Annotated in this window: 13 protein-coding genes and 2 pseudogenes; 9 read left to right on the top strand and 6 right to left on the bottom strand. The window is 62.7% G+C overall.

Features of this window, described 5'->3' with window-relative positions:
* Nucleotides 1-19: 19 nt before the first annotated feature.
* Complete coding sequence (locus GUV69_RS04660; protein WP_164200191.1) at nucleotides 20-955, bottom strand: LysR family transcriptional regulator; 936 nt, start codon at nucleotides 953-955, stop codon at nucleotides 20-22.
* Nucleotides 956-1,172: 217 nt separating this feature from the next.
* On the opposite strand from GUV69_RS04660, the gene GUV69_RS04655 reads away from it, so the two are divergent.
* The 3 genes from GUV69_RS04655 to GUV69_RS04645 all read left to right on the top strand — a co-directional run bounded on the left by GUV69_RS04655 (nucleotide 1,173) and on the right by GUV69_RS04645 (nucleotide 4,129).
* Nucleotides 1,173-1,580, top strand: a complete 408-nt coding sequence (locus GUV69_RS04655) for a hypothetical protein (RefSeq protein WP_164200189.1) — start codon at nucleotides 1,173-1,175, stop codon at nucleotides 1,578-1,580.
* Nucleotides 1,581-1,598: 18 nt separating this feature from the next.
* Nucleotides 1,599-2,459, top strand: a complete 861-nt coding sequence (locus tag GUV69_RS04650; protein ID WP_164200187.1) for an alpha/beta fold hydrolase — start codon at nucleotides 1,599-1,601, stop codon at nucleotides 2,457-2,459.
* Nucleotides 2,460-2,647: 188 nt separating this feature from the next.
* Complete coding sequence (locus GUV69_RS04645; RefSeq protein ID WP_164200185.1) at nucleotides 2,648-4,129, top strand: NAD-dependent succinate-semialdehyde dehydrogenase; 1,482 nt, start codon at nucleotides 2,648-2,650, stop codon at nucleotides 4,127-4,129.
* A 370-nt stretch (nucleotides 4,130-4,499) separates the two neighbouring features.
* Here GUV69_RS04645 and GUV69_RS23095 read toward each other — a convergent pair.
* From GUV69_RS23095 to GUV69_RS23090, 3 genes and pseudogenes are all read right to left on the bottom strand, one after another.
* Nucleotides 4,500-4,607 (bottom strand): annotated as a pseudogene (locus GUV69_RS23095) (recombinase family protein); the annotation flags it as partial.
* A gap of 335 nt (nucleotides 4,608-4,942) precedes the next feature.
* Nucleotides 4,943-5,149, bottom strand: a complete 207-nt coding sequence (locus GUV69_RS23500) for an amidase family protein (RefSeq protein ID WP_164200183.1) — start codon at nucleotides 5,147-5,149, stop codon at nucleotides 4,943-4,945.
* Between the two features lie 27 nt (nucleotides 5,150-5,176).
* Nucleotides 5,177-5,797 carry an amidase family protein gene (locus GUV69_RS23090; protein WP_164200181.1) on the bottom strand — a complete coding sequence of 207 codons (621 nt, stop codon included), beginning with the start codon at nucleotides 5,795-5,797 and terminating at the stop codon, nucleotides 5,177-5,179.
* A gap of 11 nt (nucleotides 5,798-5,808) precedes the next feature.
* On the opposite strand from GUV69_RS23090, the pseudogene GUV69_RS22915 reads away from it, so the two are divergent.
* A pseudogene (locus tag GUV69_RS22915) lies at nucleotides 5,809-6,020 on the top strand (integrase core domain-containing protein); the annotation flags it as partial.
* Nucleotides 6,021-7,208: 1,188 nt separating this feature from the next.
* Here the strand turns inward: GUV69_RS22915 and GUV69_RS04625 are convergent.
* Nucleotides 7,209-8,033: an alpha/beta fold hydrolase gene (locus GUV69_RS04625; RefSeq protein WP_164200179.1), complete on the bottom strand. Its 825-nt coding sequence runs from the start codon at nucleotides 8,031-8,033 to the stop codon at nucleotides 7,209-7,211.
* 487 nt (nucleotides 8,034-8,520) lie between these two features.
* Here GUV69_RS04625 and GUV69_RS04620 point away from each other — a divergent pair, with 487 nt between their 5' ends.
* Nucleotides 8,521-8,727, top strand: a complete 207-nt coding sequence (locus tag GUV69_RS04620) for a hypothetical protein (RefSeq protein ID WP_164200177.1) — start codon at nucleotides 8,521-8,523, stop codon at nucleotides 8,725-8,727.
* 133 nt (nucleotides 8,728-8,860) lie between these two features.
* On the opposite strand, the gene GUV69_RS22910 is transcribed toward GUV69_RS04620, so the two are convergent.
* On the bottom strand, nucleotides 8,861-9,475 hold the full coding sequence (locus GUV69_RS22910; RefSeq protein WP_208786578.1) for a hypothetical protein: 615 nt from the start codon (nucleotides 9,473-9,475) through the stop codon (nucleotides 8,861-8,863).
* 14 nt (nucleotides 9,476-9,489) lie between these two features.
* On the opposite strand from GUV69_RS22910, the gene GUV69_RS04610 reads away from it, so the two are divergent.
* From GUV69_RS04610 to GUV69_RS04595, 4 genes are all read left to right on the top strand, one after another.
* Nucleotides 9,490-10,692, top strand: coding sequence for a cupin domain-containing protein (locus tag GUV69_RS04610; RefSeq protein ID WP_164200173.1), 1,203 nt, complete (start codon nucleotides 9,490-9,492; stop codon nucleotides 10,690-10,692).
* Nucleotides 10,692-11,597, top strand: coding sequence for a ferredoxin family protein (locus tag GUV69_RS04605; RefSeq protein ID WP_348272242.1), 906 nt, complete (start codon nucleotides 10,692-10,694; stop codon nucleotides 11,595-11,597). The genes GUV69_RS04610 and GUV69_RS04605 overlap by 1 nt, the downstream gene beginning before the upstream one ends.
* Before the next feature lie 1,198 nt (nucleotides 11,598-12,795).
* The gene (locus tag GUV69_RS04600) at nucleotides 12,796-14,646 is read left to right on the top strand and encodes an S-layer homology domain-containing protein (protein WP_164200169.1); all 1,851 of its coding nucleotides are present in this window, start codon (nucleotides 12,796-12,798) and stop codon (nucleotides 14,644-14,646) included.
* Nucleotides 14,647-14,902: 256 nt separating this feature from the next.
* On the top strand, nucleotides 14,903-15,106 hold the full coding sequence (locus GUV69_RS04595; RefSeq protein WP_164200168.1) for a hypothetical protein: 204 nt from the start codon (nucleotides 14,903-14,905) through the stop codon (nucleotides 15,104-15,106).
* Nucleotides 15,107-15,168: the final 62 nt, after the last annotated feature.

The following is a 15,168-nucleotide window of genomic DNA, read 5'->3' as shown; positions in this document are numbered from 1 at the left end:
GGAAGTAGGAAGAGGATAGCTAGGCAGTCAGACGGGAGTCGACGAGATTCGGGACGCCCCCGAAGGACGCCAAGGTCCGGGCCGTCTCCACGAACTCCCGTGCCAGCCCGTCATTGACATCAGTGCGCCATGCAATCGACAGCGGAGAGGGCGGGACGTCTCTGACCGGTATGAAAGATAGCCCCGGACGGTCATAGAAACGCTGGGTGGAGGCTTGGGTGAACGCAATGCCCCGTTCACCCAAAATGGCTTCGAAACACTCGTCGACGGTGGCTACCTGAGTGCCAAGACGGACTGGCTGCCCGCCGCGGGCCTGGGTTGCGAGCCAGAAATCCCTCCACTTATCCGGAGCCTTGCGGGCGACGAAGGACTCATCAACGACCTGTTCGACCGAGACCTCAGACAGTCCGGCAAAGCGGGAACTGCTGGCAACTACGAGGACCCGCGGCTCAATAAACAGTGTCTCCATGGCGAGCCAGTCAGCCGCCGGCAGGGGCGGCCGCACAAATGCCACGTCAGCGCCTCCATCGGCCAACCCCGCTGTGGGGTCGGCGAAATCGAAGGACCTCATCTGCACGTGAATTTCGGGGTGGTTGTTCTTGAACGCGGCGAGGATCCGCGGGGTCAGTTCAGCCGCCGCGTTGGCCTGAAAGCCGACTATCAGGGTGCCGCGCACACCGCGGGCGACCTCACGCGTCAACGAAACGGCACGCTCCGCGGCGGATAAAAGGCGCTTAGCTTCACCCAGCAGGACATCCCCCGCGCTGGTCAGGGAGACGCTGCGGCTGGACCGGATCAGCAGGGGAGTGCCGAGCGAGTGTTCAAGCTTCCGTATTTGGACGCTAAGGGATGGCTGCGCGATATGGAGCCGCGCAGCCGCTCGACCAAAGTGCAATTCTTCCGCAACGGCTATGAAGTACTGCAGGACGCGCAGGTCTAGCTGTGGCTGCTGCATCGTTCAACTCTAAGCTCCGCCACAAGCGGGGTCCAATAGTTTCAGCCTATTGGTGTATAGGGCACAGGTATTGGACCGTTCGGGGCCACGGGGGCTGCAATGGAAGCAGCGAAGGGTTGCCAACGGAGCCAGCCGCTAAAGGCACTCCAGGAACCCCGCTTTCGAGGCTCGGGCAAAGAAGTCCACCCTCAGCGAGACCAATGAGAGGAACAACGACATGACGGTCGCAACACGTGCCCCTTCTGTAGAATCCTGGGTTCAGAGCTTCACCGAGGCCAACAACCAGGACCCGGAAATTCAGGCCCACGGAAAGTACTTCACCTGCTCCTACCTGCTGGACATGGAGGCGCACACCTTCGTTGTCCGGGTGGTGTCCGGAACCATCGCCCAGATCTCCGTGGACCCGGGACCCATCGAGGTGCCCTACCAGTTCGCCATCCGGGCCAGCGCCCACACCTGGGGTGAATTCGGCAAACCCGTCCCCGCTCCCATGTACCACGGCATCTGGGCCGCCACTTTCCAGCGCGACATGAAGCTCGAGGGCGACGTCCTGATCCTGATGCAGAACCTGCGCTGCCTCACCCGCCAGATCGAACTGCTGCGTTCCACCGGCGCACCCGTCTAGACCATAGGAGTACCTGACATGAGCAAAATTTCCCCTGTCACCGGCCACTACGTCACCGTTGACGTGGACGGCCTCGAATACAAGGTTTTCTACCTCGAAAACGGCCAGGGCCAGCCCCTGGTCTGCCAGCACACCGCTGGAGCCCATAACCACCAGTGGCGAGGCCTCCTGGAAGACCCGGAAATCACAGCCAACTACCGCGTCATCGCCTACGACCTTCCCCGCCACGGCAAATCAGACCCCCCTGAAAACACCCAGTGGTGGACCGAGGAGTACCAGCTCAGCGCGGACCACTACGCCAACTTCATCATCGCCCTCGTCGATGCACTGGAACTGCTTGACCCCATCTTCATGGGCTCCTCCTTCGGCGGGAACATAGCGTTGCAGCTCGCCCACCGCTTCCCGGAGAGGTTCGACGCCGTCATCCCAGTAGAGGGGGCGGACTACTCACCGGGGTTCTACCTCGACTGGTGGCAGCACCCCCACGCCAATGCCGCGCAGGTCTGCGGCAGCGGCACCTGGGACCTCATGGCCCCGCAATCGCCGGAGGCCGACCGTTGGAAAACATGGTTCTACTACACACAGGGTTCCGAGGCGTTCAAGGGTGACCTGTACTTCTACTCGGTGGACCACGACCTGCGCGGCAAACTCGGCGAAATCCAGACGGATAAATGCGCGGTGGTCCTGATGACAGGCGAATATGACTACCTCACCACCCCTGAAGACGGAGCCCGCACGGCCAGCCAGATCCCCGGTGCCGAGTTCATCGAGATGAAGGCCATCGGGCACTTCCCGATGAGCGAGAACTACCCGGTCTTCAAGGGATACCTCGTTCAGGCTCTGGACTTGATCCGTATCAAGACCGGCGTCCGAGCCTAGCCAATTCTCTCCTAAGGCGTCGGTGCCGCCCCAGATGGTCGGCACCGACCCTGCCACCTCAATGGTGAAAGATACACAGAAGATTTAACCTCCTCATGCCCTGCCTCTGGCAGGAAGACCGCACCTAACTGCTGAAGGTCGGGCTGCACACCGCTACGACTTCCTTCAAACCCCTTGGAGATAGAACGATGTCAATTAACTCCCAGCGTGAAGCCGGGTTGCTGGCCTCCGTGCCGACTGGACTGCTGATCAATGGCGAGTGGCGCCCGGCGGCATCGGGGAAGACCTTCGACGTCGAGGACCCCGCCACCGGGAAGGTCCTGCTCAGCATCGCTGACGCGGGCCCCGAAGACGGCAAGGCCGCCCTTGACGCGGCAGCCGCGGCGCAGGAGTCCTGGGCGAAGGTCCCGTCACGTGAGCGCGGGGAGATCCTGCGACGCGCGTTCGAAATGGTCACCGCCCGTGCCGAGGACTTCGCTTTGCTGATGACTCTGGAAATGGGCAAGCCCCTGGTGGAAGCCCGGGGTGAAGTTAGCTATGGGTCGGAGTTCCTGCGTTGGTTCTCCGAGGAAGCGGTGCGCGCCTTCGGCCGCTACTCTGTATCGCCTGACGGTAAGTCCCGGCTGCTGGTCACCAAGAAGCCGGTGGGACCGTGCCTGCTGATCACACCGTGGAACTTCCCGCTGGCCATGGCCACGCGCAAGATCGCCCCCGCGGTGGCCGCTGGCTGTACCATGGTGCTGAAGTCTGCGAACCTGACGCCGCTGACGTCCCAGCTGTTCGCTGCCGTCATGCTGGAAGCTGGTCTGCCTGCCGGTGTCCTGAATGTCATTCCCACGTCCACCGCCGGTGCCACCACGGGCCCGCTGATCAAGGACCAGCGCCTGCGCAAGCTGTCCTTCACGGGATCCACCGAGGTTGGCCGCCGCCTCCTGGCCGACGCCTCCGAAACCGTGCTGCGGACCTCTATGGAGCTCGGCGGGAACGCCCCGTTCGTGGTGTTCGAGGACGCCGATGTCGATGCCGCCGTGACTGGGGCGATGCTGGCGAAGCTGCGGAACATGGGCGAGGCCTGCACCGCAGCGAACCGGTTCATCGTGCACGAATCCGTCGCCCAGGAGTTCGCCAAGAAGTTCGCCGCGAGGATGGCGGCCATGACCATCGCCCGCGGAACCGACCCGGAGACCACGATGGGCCCGCTGATCGACGCCAAGAGCCGGGACAAGGTCCACGAGCTCGTCACCGACGCCGTGAACGATGGTGCCGTCCTGATTACGGGAGGGGCACCGGTGGACGGTCCGGGCTACTTCTACGAACCCACCCTTCTCCTCGACGTGCGCGAAGGCGCCCGAATCCTGTCCCATGAAATATTCGGACCCGTCGCCCCGATTGTCACCTTCTCCACCGAGGACGACGCTATCCGTCTGGCTAACAACACCGAGTACGGGCTCGTGGCCTACATCTTCACCAAGGATCTGAACCGAAGCATCCGGATAAGCGAACGCCTTGAAACCGGAATGGTGGGCCTGAACACGGGCGTCGTCTCCAACGCCGCGGCCCCCTTCGGCGGGGTCAAGCAGTCCGGCCTCGGACGCGAGGGCGGCCTCGAAGGCATCGAGGAATACCTTTACACCCAGTACATCGGCATCGCCGACCCTTACGCAGGCTAACCGCGGCGGCCGACTCACACCCCAACCGCAAAAGGGGTCTTCCGTCCTCGCAACATGGGAGGCCCATTGTTGCGTTCACGGTGTCGGACATCGAGTCCAGGTCACAAGTAGCCGTTTACCAGGAGAAGAGTGGTCATTAATCAGAGTCATCGAGTCAGCGAGCCGCACGCGCCCGCCATCCACAATGCGAGTTCTTTTTGCCCGACCCTGTGACGTCCGGGGTGCACGCAGGATCGGGCGGCGTACAGCCAGCAGGTCTCTAACGGTGTAGCTCGATCAGCCTCTATCGGCTACTCTCGCAGCGCCGATAAGGCTCCTTCCGTCAAGCTGCGGCCCGCGACGCCTACGCCGCAACGACGGGGGAGTGGATTCACCCCGGATTGGCGTGGCGCAGGTATTGGTGCACCGTCTCGCGGCTGATGCGGTAGTCCCGGGCAAGTACGGCTTTCGGGACACCGCTTCCGGCACACTGGACCAGACCCCGGCAATACGATCAGCCGTGATCCCAAACCCTTCATTCGAAGCGCGTGCGACCGCAACCAACTGTGAACTTCCCCCGGTGAACACGAGCTAAGTGCAAAGGCGAGAGCGGCACCTGGGCAAACGCTAGCCCCGCCACGCACCCTTCGCAACCGTCCCCCTGGAACCCCGTCAAGAAGAAACACCAGGCGCTGTGTGTACCGCCAGTACTGCACCATGAAACGAGGGCAAGCCAGAGATTAAGATCGGCGGACTTAGCCGCTACCAACCGACTTCGGCCTGGCGAGCCGGCCCGGCAGGTTTGACCGGGCCCGGTCGCGCATCTGGGTTCCCTTAGCGAGGGTCGATGGGCGTGAACGTTCCGGCGCGTGCCTCGATGACCGTGGCGGCGTCGAGCAGGGTGTTTTCGTCGAACCGCCGTCCGAGCAGCTGCACCCCGGTGGGTAGTCCGTTGGCCAGCCCTGTGGGTACGGACATGGCCGGGAACCCGAGAAGGGGGATAGCCATCATTGATGCCTGCGCAGCCATGAGCCGGCGCATGCTCTCCACGCTGGCGATGTCGGCGTCCTACTCAAAGGCCTGTTCGGCCGAGACAGGCAGGAGGATCAGGGGGTGGGATTCGAGGATGGCACCGAGTTGACGTATGAGGGTGCCCCGGCGGGCGTATCCCGCGATGAACTGTTCGAGGGTCGGCTTTTCGCCCCACCAGTCGGCCGCTACGGCGTAGTAGTGCTCCGCTGCTTTTTGCATTCCCTTGTCGCCGACCTCGTTCACCATCGGCATCGCGAGGCGGAACTCTTCCATGCACAGCAGGTACCAGAGCCGGTAGGCCTCGGCCAGCACGGACAGTTCGATCTCCTCTACGACGTAGCCCGCGTCGGCCAGGTATCCAGCGGCCTGGTCTAGGGAAGCGGTCACTGCGGCGGTGGGTGCGGCAGGACCAAAGTCGCGGACAAGTCCGACACGGAGTGGGCGCTCGGGCCGGGCGGCTGCGTGTGCGCCCGGGACGAAGGCGGGGTCCCGCGGGCTGAAGTCATTCAGCGCACTCATGGTGAGCCGGACATCGGCCACGGTGCGGGCGAGGGGTCCCTGAACAAGCATGCTTTGCACCGACAGAGACGCGTCGACGTCGTCAGGGTGGTACGTCTGGGCAACCCGTCCCACGGTAGCCCCGGCATCCAGGGTCATTAGCCGGATAATGCGCGGACAACGCCGCGATCGAATCGTTCTTCTCGCTGCTGCAGAAGAACGTCCTGGACCGTCAACGGTGGCTCACCGGCGGGAACTCCGGCTGGCCATCACAACCTGGATCGAGAGAACCTACCATCGCCGGCGACGGCAAAGACGGCTGGGCAAACTCACGCCCATCGAATCTGAAACAATCAACCGGACCGCGTTCACAGCGGCCTAAGACCCCGAGTCAACAAAAGCCGGGGCAGTCCCATCTGGACACCATCGGCGTCGGTGTAGGTGGCCTCGACCGGAATGCGACGGGAAACGCGCGCCGGAGATGGATTGACTGGACGGAGTCGAAGACTGCACACGCTCCGGGACGCCGCCGTGGATCACGTTAAGCGACCGGCTATCAGGACAGGGACGACCAGCGCTGGCAACAGATGAACCGTCCCTCGACCGATTCGCCAGCAGGAGTGGTTTTCGGGCTAGGCCATGTATGGGTACCGGCAGTTCTTTCGAGCGGTATGCGCTACTCATTGGTAGACCAAGAAGAAGACGGAAAGCTGGGTAAAATCCGGGTGAGCATTTACTGTGAGGCTGTCCCTCCCTATGTTCAAAGCATGAGCGACGACCGGCGTAGCTGGAAATACTTGGTGGGAAGGTCCGCCTTAGCCCTCTTGGCGGGTCTCGTAGTCATCATCGCAACGCGATTAATACTGGCAGCGTACTTCCCGGACATTTCTCTAATTTGGACACACTTGTCCCAAGTTATGGCGAGCTGGCCATAACGCGGGGAAGCTAAATTTTTACCTCGCCCTCGTGATGATCGTCTACGGCGGGAAGCGCACGCAGAAACCGTCGGAATCCTGTTCTGTGGCAGCAAGAAGGACCACACAGTCCGCTACAGCCTTGGACGGTCAACTTCGCCCATGGCGGTCGCCTCCGTACATACGAGGCCCTGCCGCCCGCCGTAAGACACGAGCTTCCCAACGCTGAATCCATAACCGCGGCTCTGGAGTGGACTGAACCAGCCTGATTTAGTTCGACGCCCCACTTTTCGCGGTCTCCGCGCCGGCTTACTTGTCCTGCCGTCCCGGTACCCTCCAGCTCATGACTATTGATTCACTATTTGCCGACCCGTTGCGCGTGGTCTCGTCGCAGGGATTCGTTCTGCTCCAGAGCGCCTGCTGTTAGGTCCCCTGAAATTCGTTGATCGACGGGCCAGATCCAAGACGGATTTTATTGCTCTGAGGGACGCCCTCGCGTGATGGGCGCTTCTGTCAGATATGCGGAAGCGAAGCCGTCCTCTGCCGCCCCGCCGGTCCCGGCACTGGCTTGTAGAACTGTTCAGGCTGACCATCCCAGGGTGTCTGATGAAAGAAGGCTTCAAAGTTGAGCGGGGGAGGGGCCTGCGGCTCGCCGGTCACGAGCGGGTGTCGAGGTAGTGCAGAATCGCCCGGGCCGTTTCCTCCGGAGCGCTGACGTGGGGGCAGTGCCCGGTGGCCTGAAGCTGCACCAGGGTGCTGTGTTCTAAATTCCTGTGCAGATAGGCGCCCACTTCCGGCGGGGCAAGCCGATCGTCGGAACACTGCAGAATCAGGGAGTTCGTGCGCAACTTTTTCAGTTCCGGACGGGTATCAGAGAAGAAGGTTACCCCGGCGAAGTGCCGTGCGATGGTCGGATTTGTCCGGCAGAAGCTGACACGCAGGTCCTCCGCCAATTCCGGCGCCTGCGGATTGCCCATCACCATGGGCGCCACGGCAGCGGCCCAGGCGAAATAGTCGCTGTCCAGAGATGCCAGCAGGCCCTCGATGTCTTCCCGCGAAAACCCGCCCACGTAGCCGTCGTAGGGGTCATCCGTATGGCGGGGTGAAGGAGCAAGCAGGACCAGGTGGGAGAAACGGTTGGGGTCCTGCACGGCGGCGATCACGGCGACCATGGTGCTGACACTGTGGCCTACGAGGATGACGTCCTCAAGGTCAAGGGCGGCGCAAATCTCCAGCAGGTCCGACGCGTACCCATTTAGGGACCCGTACTTCTCCCAGTCATAGGCGCTGATGTCGGAGTGTCCCGCACCAACATGGTCAAAAAGCACCAGCCGGTAGTCATCAACGAAATAGGGCAGCAGCTTCTGCCACATAGCCTGATCGCATCCAAAACCGTGGGCAAACATCATCACAGGCCCATCATCCCGGCCGGATATGGTGACATTGTTCCGGCCGATTACAGCAGCAACTGCTTCGATCACGTTCTCACTGACCCTCGCGTAGGGTGACTTCCCGTCCCAGACTATAGAGAATCCTAGGGATCTTCCCACTATGAACTTCAAGTTGACATCGATCCAGCCCATTACTTCCGACGCGGTTAACGCAACTCCTCCGACAGGGACCATGCTCGCGATCAGAGCGTCGTCAGCCAGTACATGTGCGAACCAAACGGCTACGGCTCTCCACGGAAGTATTGGCCCGCGCCTCTGATCCATTGGCGGCACAAGACCGAGCAATAGTGGCTGACCCAGCCCCTCTTCGGGGACTTCCCCGTCCATTTTCGAAGCCGATAAGGGCCTTTCGTCAGCCTGGACCGAGGGGGAGGAGCCCAAGGGCACATGGAGTTCCCAGGAGTCACGGTGTAGCCTTCCGGGATGGGCCTCGGGAGGGGAGCCAGCTGGAATGCCGGGACGGCAAGGCCCTGGCCGGCCCTGTCCCCGGTCGTTGTCGTTCAGATAGTCTTTTGCGATGGCTGACATGGAATTCAAGAAGCGCTTGGATGGGGTCGACGGGCTGTACAACGATCTCTACGAGTTGCGGCAGCGCGGTGATAATGCCGGCAAGGAAGAAATCCTTTTGGCAGAGATGCGGCTGGATAACGCTTGGCGGGAGTTGTACGCATTCATGGGGCTGCCGCTGTCACCAGATGCCCAGACAGGCGACGGTTCCGAGTAGTGTCGGCTTCCGAAGTTCGTGAATCTGCTCCGATCACTTATGAAGACACCCTCAGGGTGGGGTGCAATTCAACAAGACCCCGAGAGGCGCAATAGCCGCGACAAACGGGTAAGCGGTATGCGTCAGCGCGACATTAGGTGATCCAATCTCCTGCGGACCGGAAGCGTTTCTGGTCTGCACTCGGCGCTACACCATGGGTGGCACCAAAGAGAGGGCGGAAGGTCTCATCACTGCCTGGCCCACTGCGCATCGCAGCTGCTGACGTGACGGGACAGCCATCTTCGACGTGCCCGGCCTTGGGACCGCTGAGTGCGTGCGAGCTGTTCCCAGAGCTGACCCATATCGATAGGGTGATGATCACGAGCGGTGTCGATGTAGGATCGCTCGGTTTGGAACCAGGCGACGAAACCGGAGCCTGGGTTACGCCATTCGATTCTTGGGAGGAAGCATGTCTAATCCAGAGCAGGATCCAAGCCAGCAGGAGGGCCCAGCCGACGGCGGCGCGGACGGCATCCCAGGCGCCCACGACGGCGGTGCCGACGGCGGTGCTGACGGGGGTGCTGACGGGGGTGCCGACGGCGGTGCGGACGGGGGTGCTGACGGGGGTGCCGACGGCGGTGCGGACGGGGGTGCTGACGGGGGTGCCGACGGCGGTGCGGACGGGGGTGCCGACGGCGGTGCCGACGGCGGTGCTGACGGGGGTGCCGACGGCGGTGCGGACGGCGGTGCCGATGGCGGTGCCGAACAACAGGGCAGCTGAGTTTGAGCTCTACCACTGACGTCCAGGACCCCGGCGCGGGGAGGGATGCCGGGGTCCTGGAAACACGCCTGATTGGCATCGGCCATGAGGAATTCGCCAGCGACGTCTGGGGGCGCACTGCGCTGCTCACGCGTGGTGTCAGCGACTTCTCCGATGTGTTCTCAGCCAAGGCCGTCGACGAACTGATCTCGCGCCGCGGACTGCGGACACCTTTCCTGCGTGTAGCCAAGGGTGGCTCGACACTTCCCGACTCCTCCTTTACCTCCCCGGCAGGCGTCGGCGCCACCATCGCCGACCAGCTCGACGACACCGAACTTTGGCGCAAATTCGCCGACGGAGCCACCCTCGTCCTACAGGCGCTGCATCGCACGTGGGAGCCGGTGTCGAGCTTCAGCACGCAGCTGAGTACCGAGCTCGGACATCCTGTGCAGGCCAATGCCTACATCACCCCGCCCCAGAACCGCGGTTTCAACGATCACTACGACATCCACGACGTCTTCGTTCTGCAGATCGAGGGAACAAAGCGCTGGATCATCCATGAGCCGGTCCACATGGATCCGCTGCGTAGCCAGCCCTGGACAGATCGCCGCTCCGCCGTCGCCGAGGCCGCTAAAGGCACGGCCTACATCGACACGGTCCTCGAGCCCGGCGATGTCCTCTACCTGCCACGTGGTTGGTTGCATGCCGCCCAGGCACAGGGCAAAGTCTCGATCCATCTCACTCTGGGAGTTCACAACTGGACTCGCTACGGGCTGGCCGAACACCTGGCGCAGGCCGCGCTTGCAGCACTGTGCGACGATCCCGAGATGCGCCGTTCCTTGCCATTGGGCGTGGAGGGACCCGATGGGGAGATCGCCGCCGTGCGTGAACGTCTCGCCGCAGCAATCTCTGAGGCTGATACCACTTCCCTTTTCCACCGAGCCCGGAGGGGACAGGGACGCCCGGCTCCGCTAGGCCCCGTGGCCCAGCTCGCGGCCCTCGAGCGCCTAGGCCCCGAGTCGCTGGTGCGGCTTCGGGATGCACTGGAACCACGGCTCGAGGGCTCACGCCTGACTACCCGCGTGGGCTGGCTCGATTTCCCCGAGACACATCTGCCGTCCGTCAGGCTCCTGCTCGACGGCAAGGATCACCCCGCGACGGATCTCGGCGTTGAACTCGTCGAACGTCTGTTACGCGCAGGAGTTCTCGTCCCCGTTGAACAGTGATGTCCCTCGTGGCCCCGACAAAACGTTTCTTCTGCGCGGAAAGCGCTCGGACGCGCGGCGACTCGATGGCAGGCACGGCGTCGCCCGGCTCGGTTTGGATCCTCATAGAGTACCGGGGCGGGTGGCCGCCCAACGGCTTCGACGGCCTCGATCTTGACGCTGGAACCAAAGCCCTCGTAGTCTCGGCTGCGCGGACGGCACGTGCACGGGTCCTCTTGGTGCGGCGGCCCGGCCCACGCCGGCGCCTCGGTCCCGGACGTTGGGCCGTACTGCGCCATCAAAGCGCCGATGCCTATCAACAGCTATGGGGAACGTGGGACCGGGACGAGGACCTTGCAAAGATTGTCCCAGCCCTGACATCGCCCGGACATCCTGGCTTGCCGCCGGTTATCCTGATCTGCGCTCATGGTCAGCATGACCCCTGCTGCGCCGTGCGGGGACGGCCCGTAGGACGTGCACTCAGTGAGCGATGGCCAGAGCTGGTGTGGGAGTGCTCCCACATTGGCGGTGACAGGTTCGCAGCTAACGCCGTCGTCGCCCCCGACGGTGTGTACTACGGTGGACTCGATGCCGAGTCATCCGTCACCACGATCGAGAATCACCTCGCCGATCGTATCCACGCAGAGTATCTGCGCGGATACACGGATCTCATCCCACCACAGCAAGCCGCCGTCGCTGCCGTGCTCGGACGTTTCGGTCCCGCCGGCCGGAATGGCTATCTGGTTACTGAGACCTTGAGCGAGGGCAACCATTGGCGCATCCACATCACCGGCCGCCCGCCCCACCCGGCGCATATCGACGTGGAACTGCGGGCCCACCGCTTACCGCCGTGTCAGCTGACCTGCCGAGGACCGGCGCTGGGCTCGGTCATGGTCTACGAACCCATCTCCATCCGCAGAACCTGACACTAGCGGACCGGACACTAGCGGACCGCACAGGCTGCGCTGGAGTTCCATCTGATCAACGGCAGCTCCCCGTCACCCAACAATGGCAGCCACTAACGCGTACGATCACGAGGCCCAAGAAGGTTTTCCAGCATGAATGAACACCAAAGGTGTTGCCCGGATTGTCCACTGTTTCGGGTCGAACGCCCATAAATGTCAAAGCTGAATGTCCGGCGATAGATGTCAGACATACCGGCCGGCCCGTGGAGATTGATGTCCCACCGCCCTCAACATCCTTTTCCTGAAGTTTCCGCAGTCCCTCATAATCCTCTCAAGCCTCCAGATTGCAGAGCTCGTGGCCGAACGGCTGGACAGCAGTCAGGGCTGGCTCCCGCGATGGCAGGTCTCTAGGGCGGCCTGACTTCAGTGGTGGACAATCTGACGCCAGAGCTGCGGATGCGTACGCTCCAAAGGGGCACGTGAGCGGAGGCCACCCAACGGCGTCCTTTAGAGGGATGCGCTCATCGTCCCGAGGTGCAGTGAGGCACGTTTATAAGTGTGCACGTTGTGCACACTTCGGGCTCCGGATGGGTCGTACTGCAGCCGGACCGGGCCAGAGGGTTCAGAGGACTCCGTGTCCACCAACTCAGGAATCCGTAGGCGGGCAGGAGCCTCCCCAAGCTGCCGCAGTTGCACGGAACGCACCCGTTGGATTTCATTTCGAAACTTGAGCAAAACCTGCGCCTTTATGCAGCGTGCTTCTGTTTGAATGACCTTGTAGAATTCCTTGCCTCCCTTGTCAGAGCAAGAACCTGGGCAACCTCTCGAGGCACTAGCTGATGCTTGGGGGAACGGAATGCCGGGAGAGCGTGTTCGGTTCGATCGCAGGACTATCGAGGCTGGGATCGCAGCGGCTTTGGTGCCGGTGTTCTTCCTAGGCCTGGCAGGGCCTTTGCCGGCGGTGAGCGCGCGGGACGGCCTGACCACTTCGGCTGATCTGTTGGAGACCCTTGAAGTGCGGCCGGAAGCAGGCGTGCCTTTGGATCCCAAGGGCTTTGGCCGATGGATTGATGCTGACAGAGACGGCTGTGACACTGCCAACGAGGTGCTCATTGCAGCGTCCCACCCGTCCATGATCGTCGTTGAGCCACCCTGCACAATCATTTCCGGCAGCTGGATTTCCCTATACGACCGCTTATTTGCATCAGATCCAGCGGAAATGACGGTCGATCATATGGTCCCGCTCGAGGAAGCCTGGCTGTCAGGGGCCTGGGCCTGGACGGCCGAACAGCGGCGCGACTTTGCCAACGACCTCAAGTACCCGGACACGACTCTCAGGGCCGTGACAAGGGCCGTCGATGACGACAAAGGATCCAAAGACCCGGGCCAGTGGCAGCCGCCGGGTTCTGGCGTGCAATGCGGCTATGCAGACAAATGGATCTTTGTGAAGTCCCGGTGGAACCTGAGCGTTGACCCCGCCGAGTACGCCGCGCTGATGGAGATGCTCGGCGATAACTGTCCCGAAGGAACCCTCATTCCCGAACGCGGCCTGACCCCAGGCATGGGACCCGCGGCCATTATCGGCGAAGTAAGCAGCGTGGGAACGGTGTTCAGCCTCCTCACAGTGGAGGCATACGCAGAGGACGGTTCCGTGGCCGGGCGCACGTCTGTGGATGCCGATGGCAGCTACGAGCTGACCGGGCTCGCACCGGGAACCTATCGGCTCAAGTTCCTCGGCGGAACCAGCGGCGCCCTGGACCGGTGGTACAGCAGCGACAGTCCGGGCCAGGAACCCACACCTGTCCACGTCAGCTCCGGCGAAGTCATTTCCGGCATTGACACCGGGCTGGAAAAACCCCGCCTTTTCACCGATATCCCGCCGGAGCACCCAAACTTTGACACAATCCTGTGGGCCGCCGTCAGCGGTTACATCACGGGCTACCCGGACGGCACCTTCCGGGCTGACATCCCGGTAAACCGTGGTTCCCTGTCGGCGATCCTGTACAGGTACGCCGGAAGTCCTGCCGTTCCCCCGAACGCCCCGACCTTCTCTGACCTGACGCCCGGTTCCGACTACAATGACGCGGTCCGCTGGGTCGCGGCCTGGGGCATTGACGACGGGTTCACCGACGGTACCTTCCGCCCTGAAGAGGAGATCACCCGCCGGACGCTCGCGGTTTTCCTCCATCGGCTGGCCGACAGTCCCCGGGTCCCCCCGGACGCACACATCTATTCCGCTTACCCGGATATCCTGCCCGGCATGCCGAATTATGAAGAGTTGGCATGGCTGGCGTCCACCTTTGTGGTCGTGGGTAATCCCGACGGGAGCTTCGGACCTGATCAGCCTGTCGAACGCGGCGCCATGGCCCGTTCGCTGAACTTTTACCGCTTTGGCTTCAACTTCCCGGTCATCGGCACATCCCCTGCACCGGCTTCCACCCATGTCTCCGTCGACGCCGGTGTAATCCCTGACGCTCCGACGACTGCCAGCGGCACAGCCTTCACTGATGTTCCCCCGGGTGCGTTGTTCTACCGGGAGATCTCGTGGCTCGCGGAATCGCGCGTCTCGACGGGCTGGATCGAGGCAGGCGGGACCAGGACCTACCGTCCCGCCCAGCAGGTGAACCGCGACCAGATGGCCGCGTTCCTGTTCCGGCTTGCCGGCAGGCCGGACTTCGTCCCCCCGTTACAGTCGCCCTTCGCTGACGTGCCCACGACGCACGCGTTCTACAAGGAGATCTCTTGGCTGTGGTCTGAAAAGATCAGTGAGGGCTGGAGGGAGGCAGACGGTACGCGGACGTTCCGCCCCGCGGCAACGGTCAACCGCGACCAGATGGCAGCATTCATCTACCGCCATGCCGGATCTCCCGCCTATGAGCCGGACGGCCAGTCCGCATTTGCGGATATCCCCACCGACCACGCTTTCTACAAGCAGATCTCCTGGTTGGCGTCCACCGCAATCAGCAACGGTTGGACCGAGGCTGACAAGACACGTACCTTCCGCCCGGGTGCAGCGATTCTGCGGGATCAGATGGCAGCGTTTATGCACCGCTGCGCGTCCAATGACTGAAAGGCGCCCGAGCGGGCACCGGCGCGACCTGAACAACTCATTGGATCCTTACGCACCCCGGATCTCCAGGTGCCGTTCCCCTCGATAAACCCAGGCGTGGCATTGGCGGCTCAGCTCTCCGGAAGAGCGGCAAAGGCCTTCCGCCGGTGAATGCATAACGCCCCGAATTTGTTGATGCCCGGAAAGCTGGGATATCTCCTCGGTCGGGACTAACTTGAAGGCAGCCGTTGTCCGCGGCTCCGACGAAGGGGTCACCATGAGTTACAAATATCGAACTGTCCGGGTTCGCGGTACAGAGCTCGTTGGAACGATTGCCAGGAAGCACGGAAGTGCGGCCGAGATCTACGAAACGTCCAAGGACCCGAGTACATCGGTGGTACCGGTGTTCTTCGAGGCCACGGGCGAGGTCCGCTTTTTCGACAGGTCAATGCTGGAGGACGTGGTGGCGCCGGCCAGCTGAACGCCCCTGCCGCGGGGCGTGGGCCACGTCGGCCCGCGCGGCGGGTGCGGGTAGTCACGCTG

Source organism: [Micrococcus luteus] ATCC 49442, from assembly GCF_010367585.1.
Classification (GTDB): domain Bacteria; phylum Actinomycetota; class Actinomycetes; order Actinomycetales; family Micrococcaceae; genus Arthrobacter; species Arthrobacter luteus_A.
Note: the sequence above shows the minus strand (reverse complement) of the source record. Positions and strands in the feature narration are given on the sequence as shown.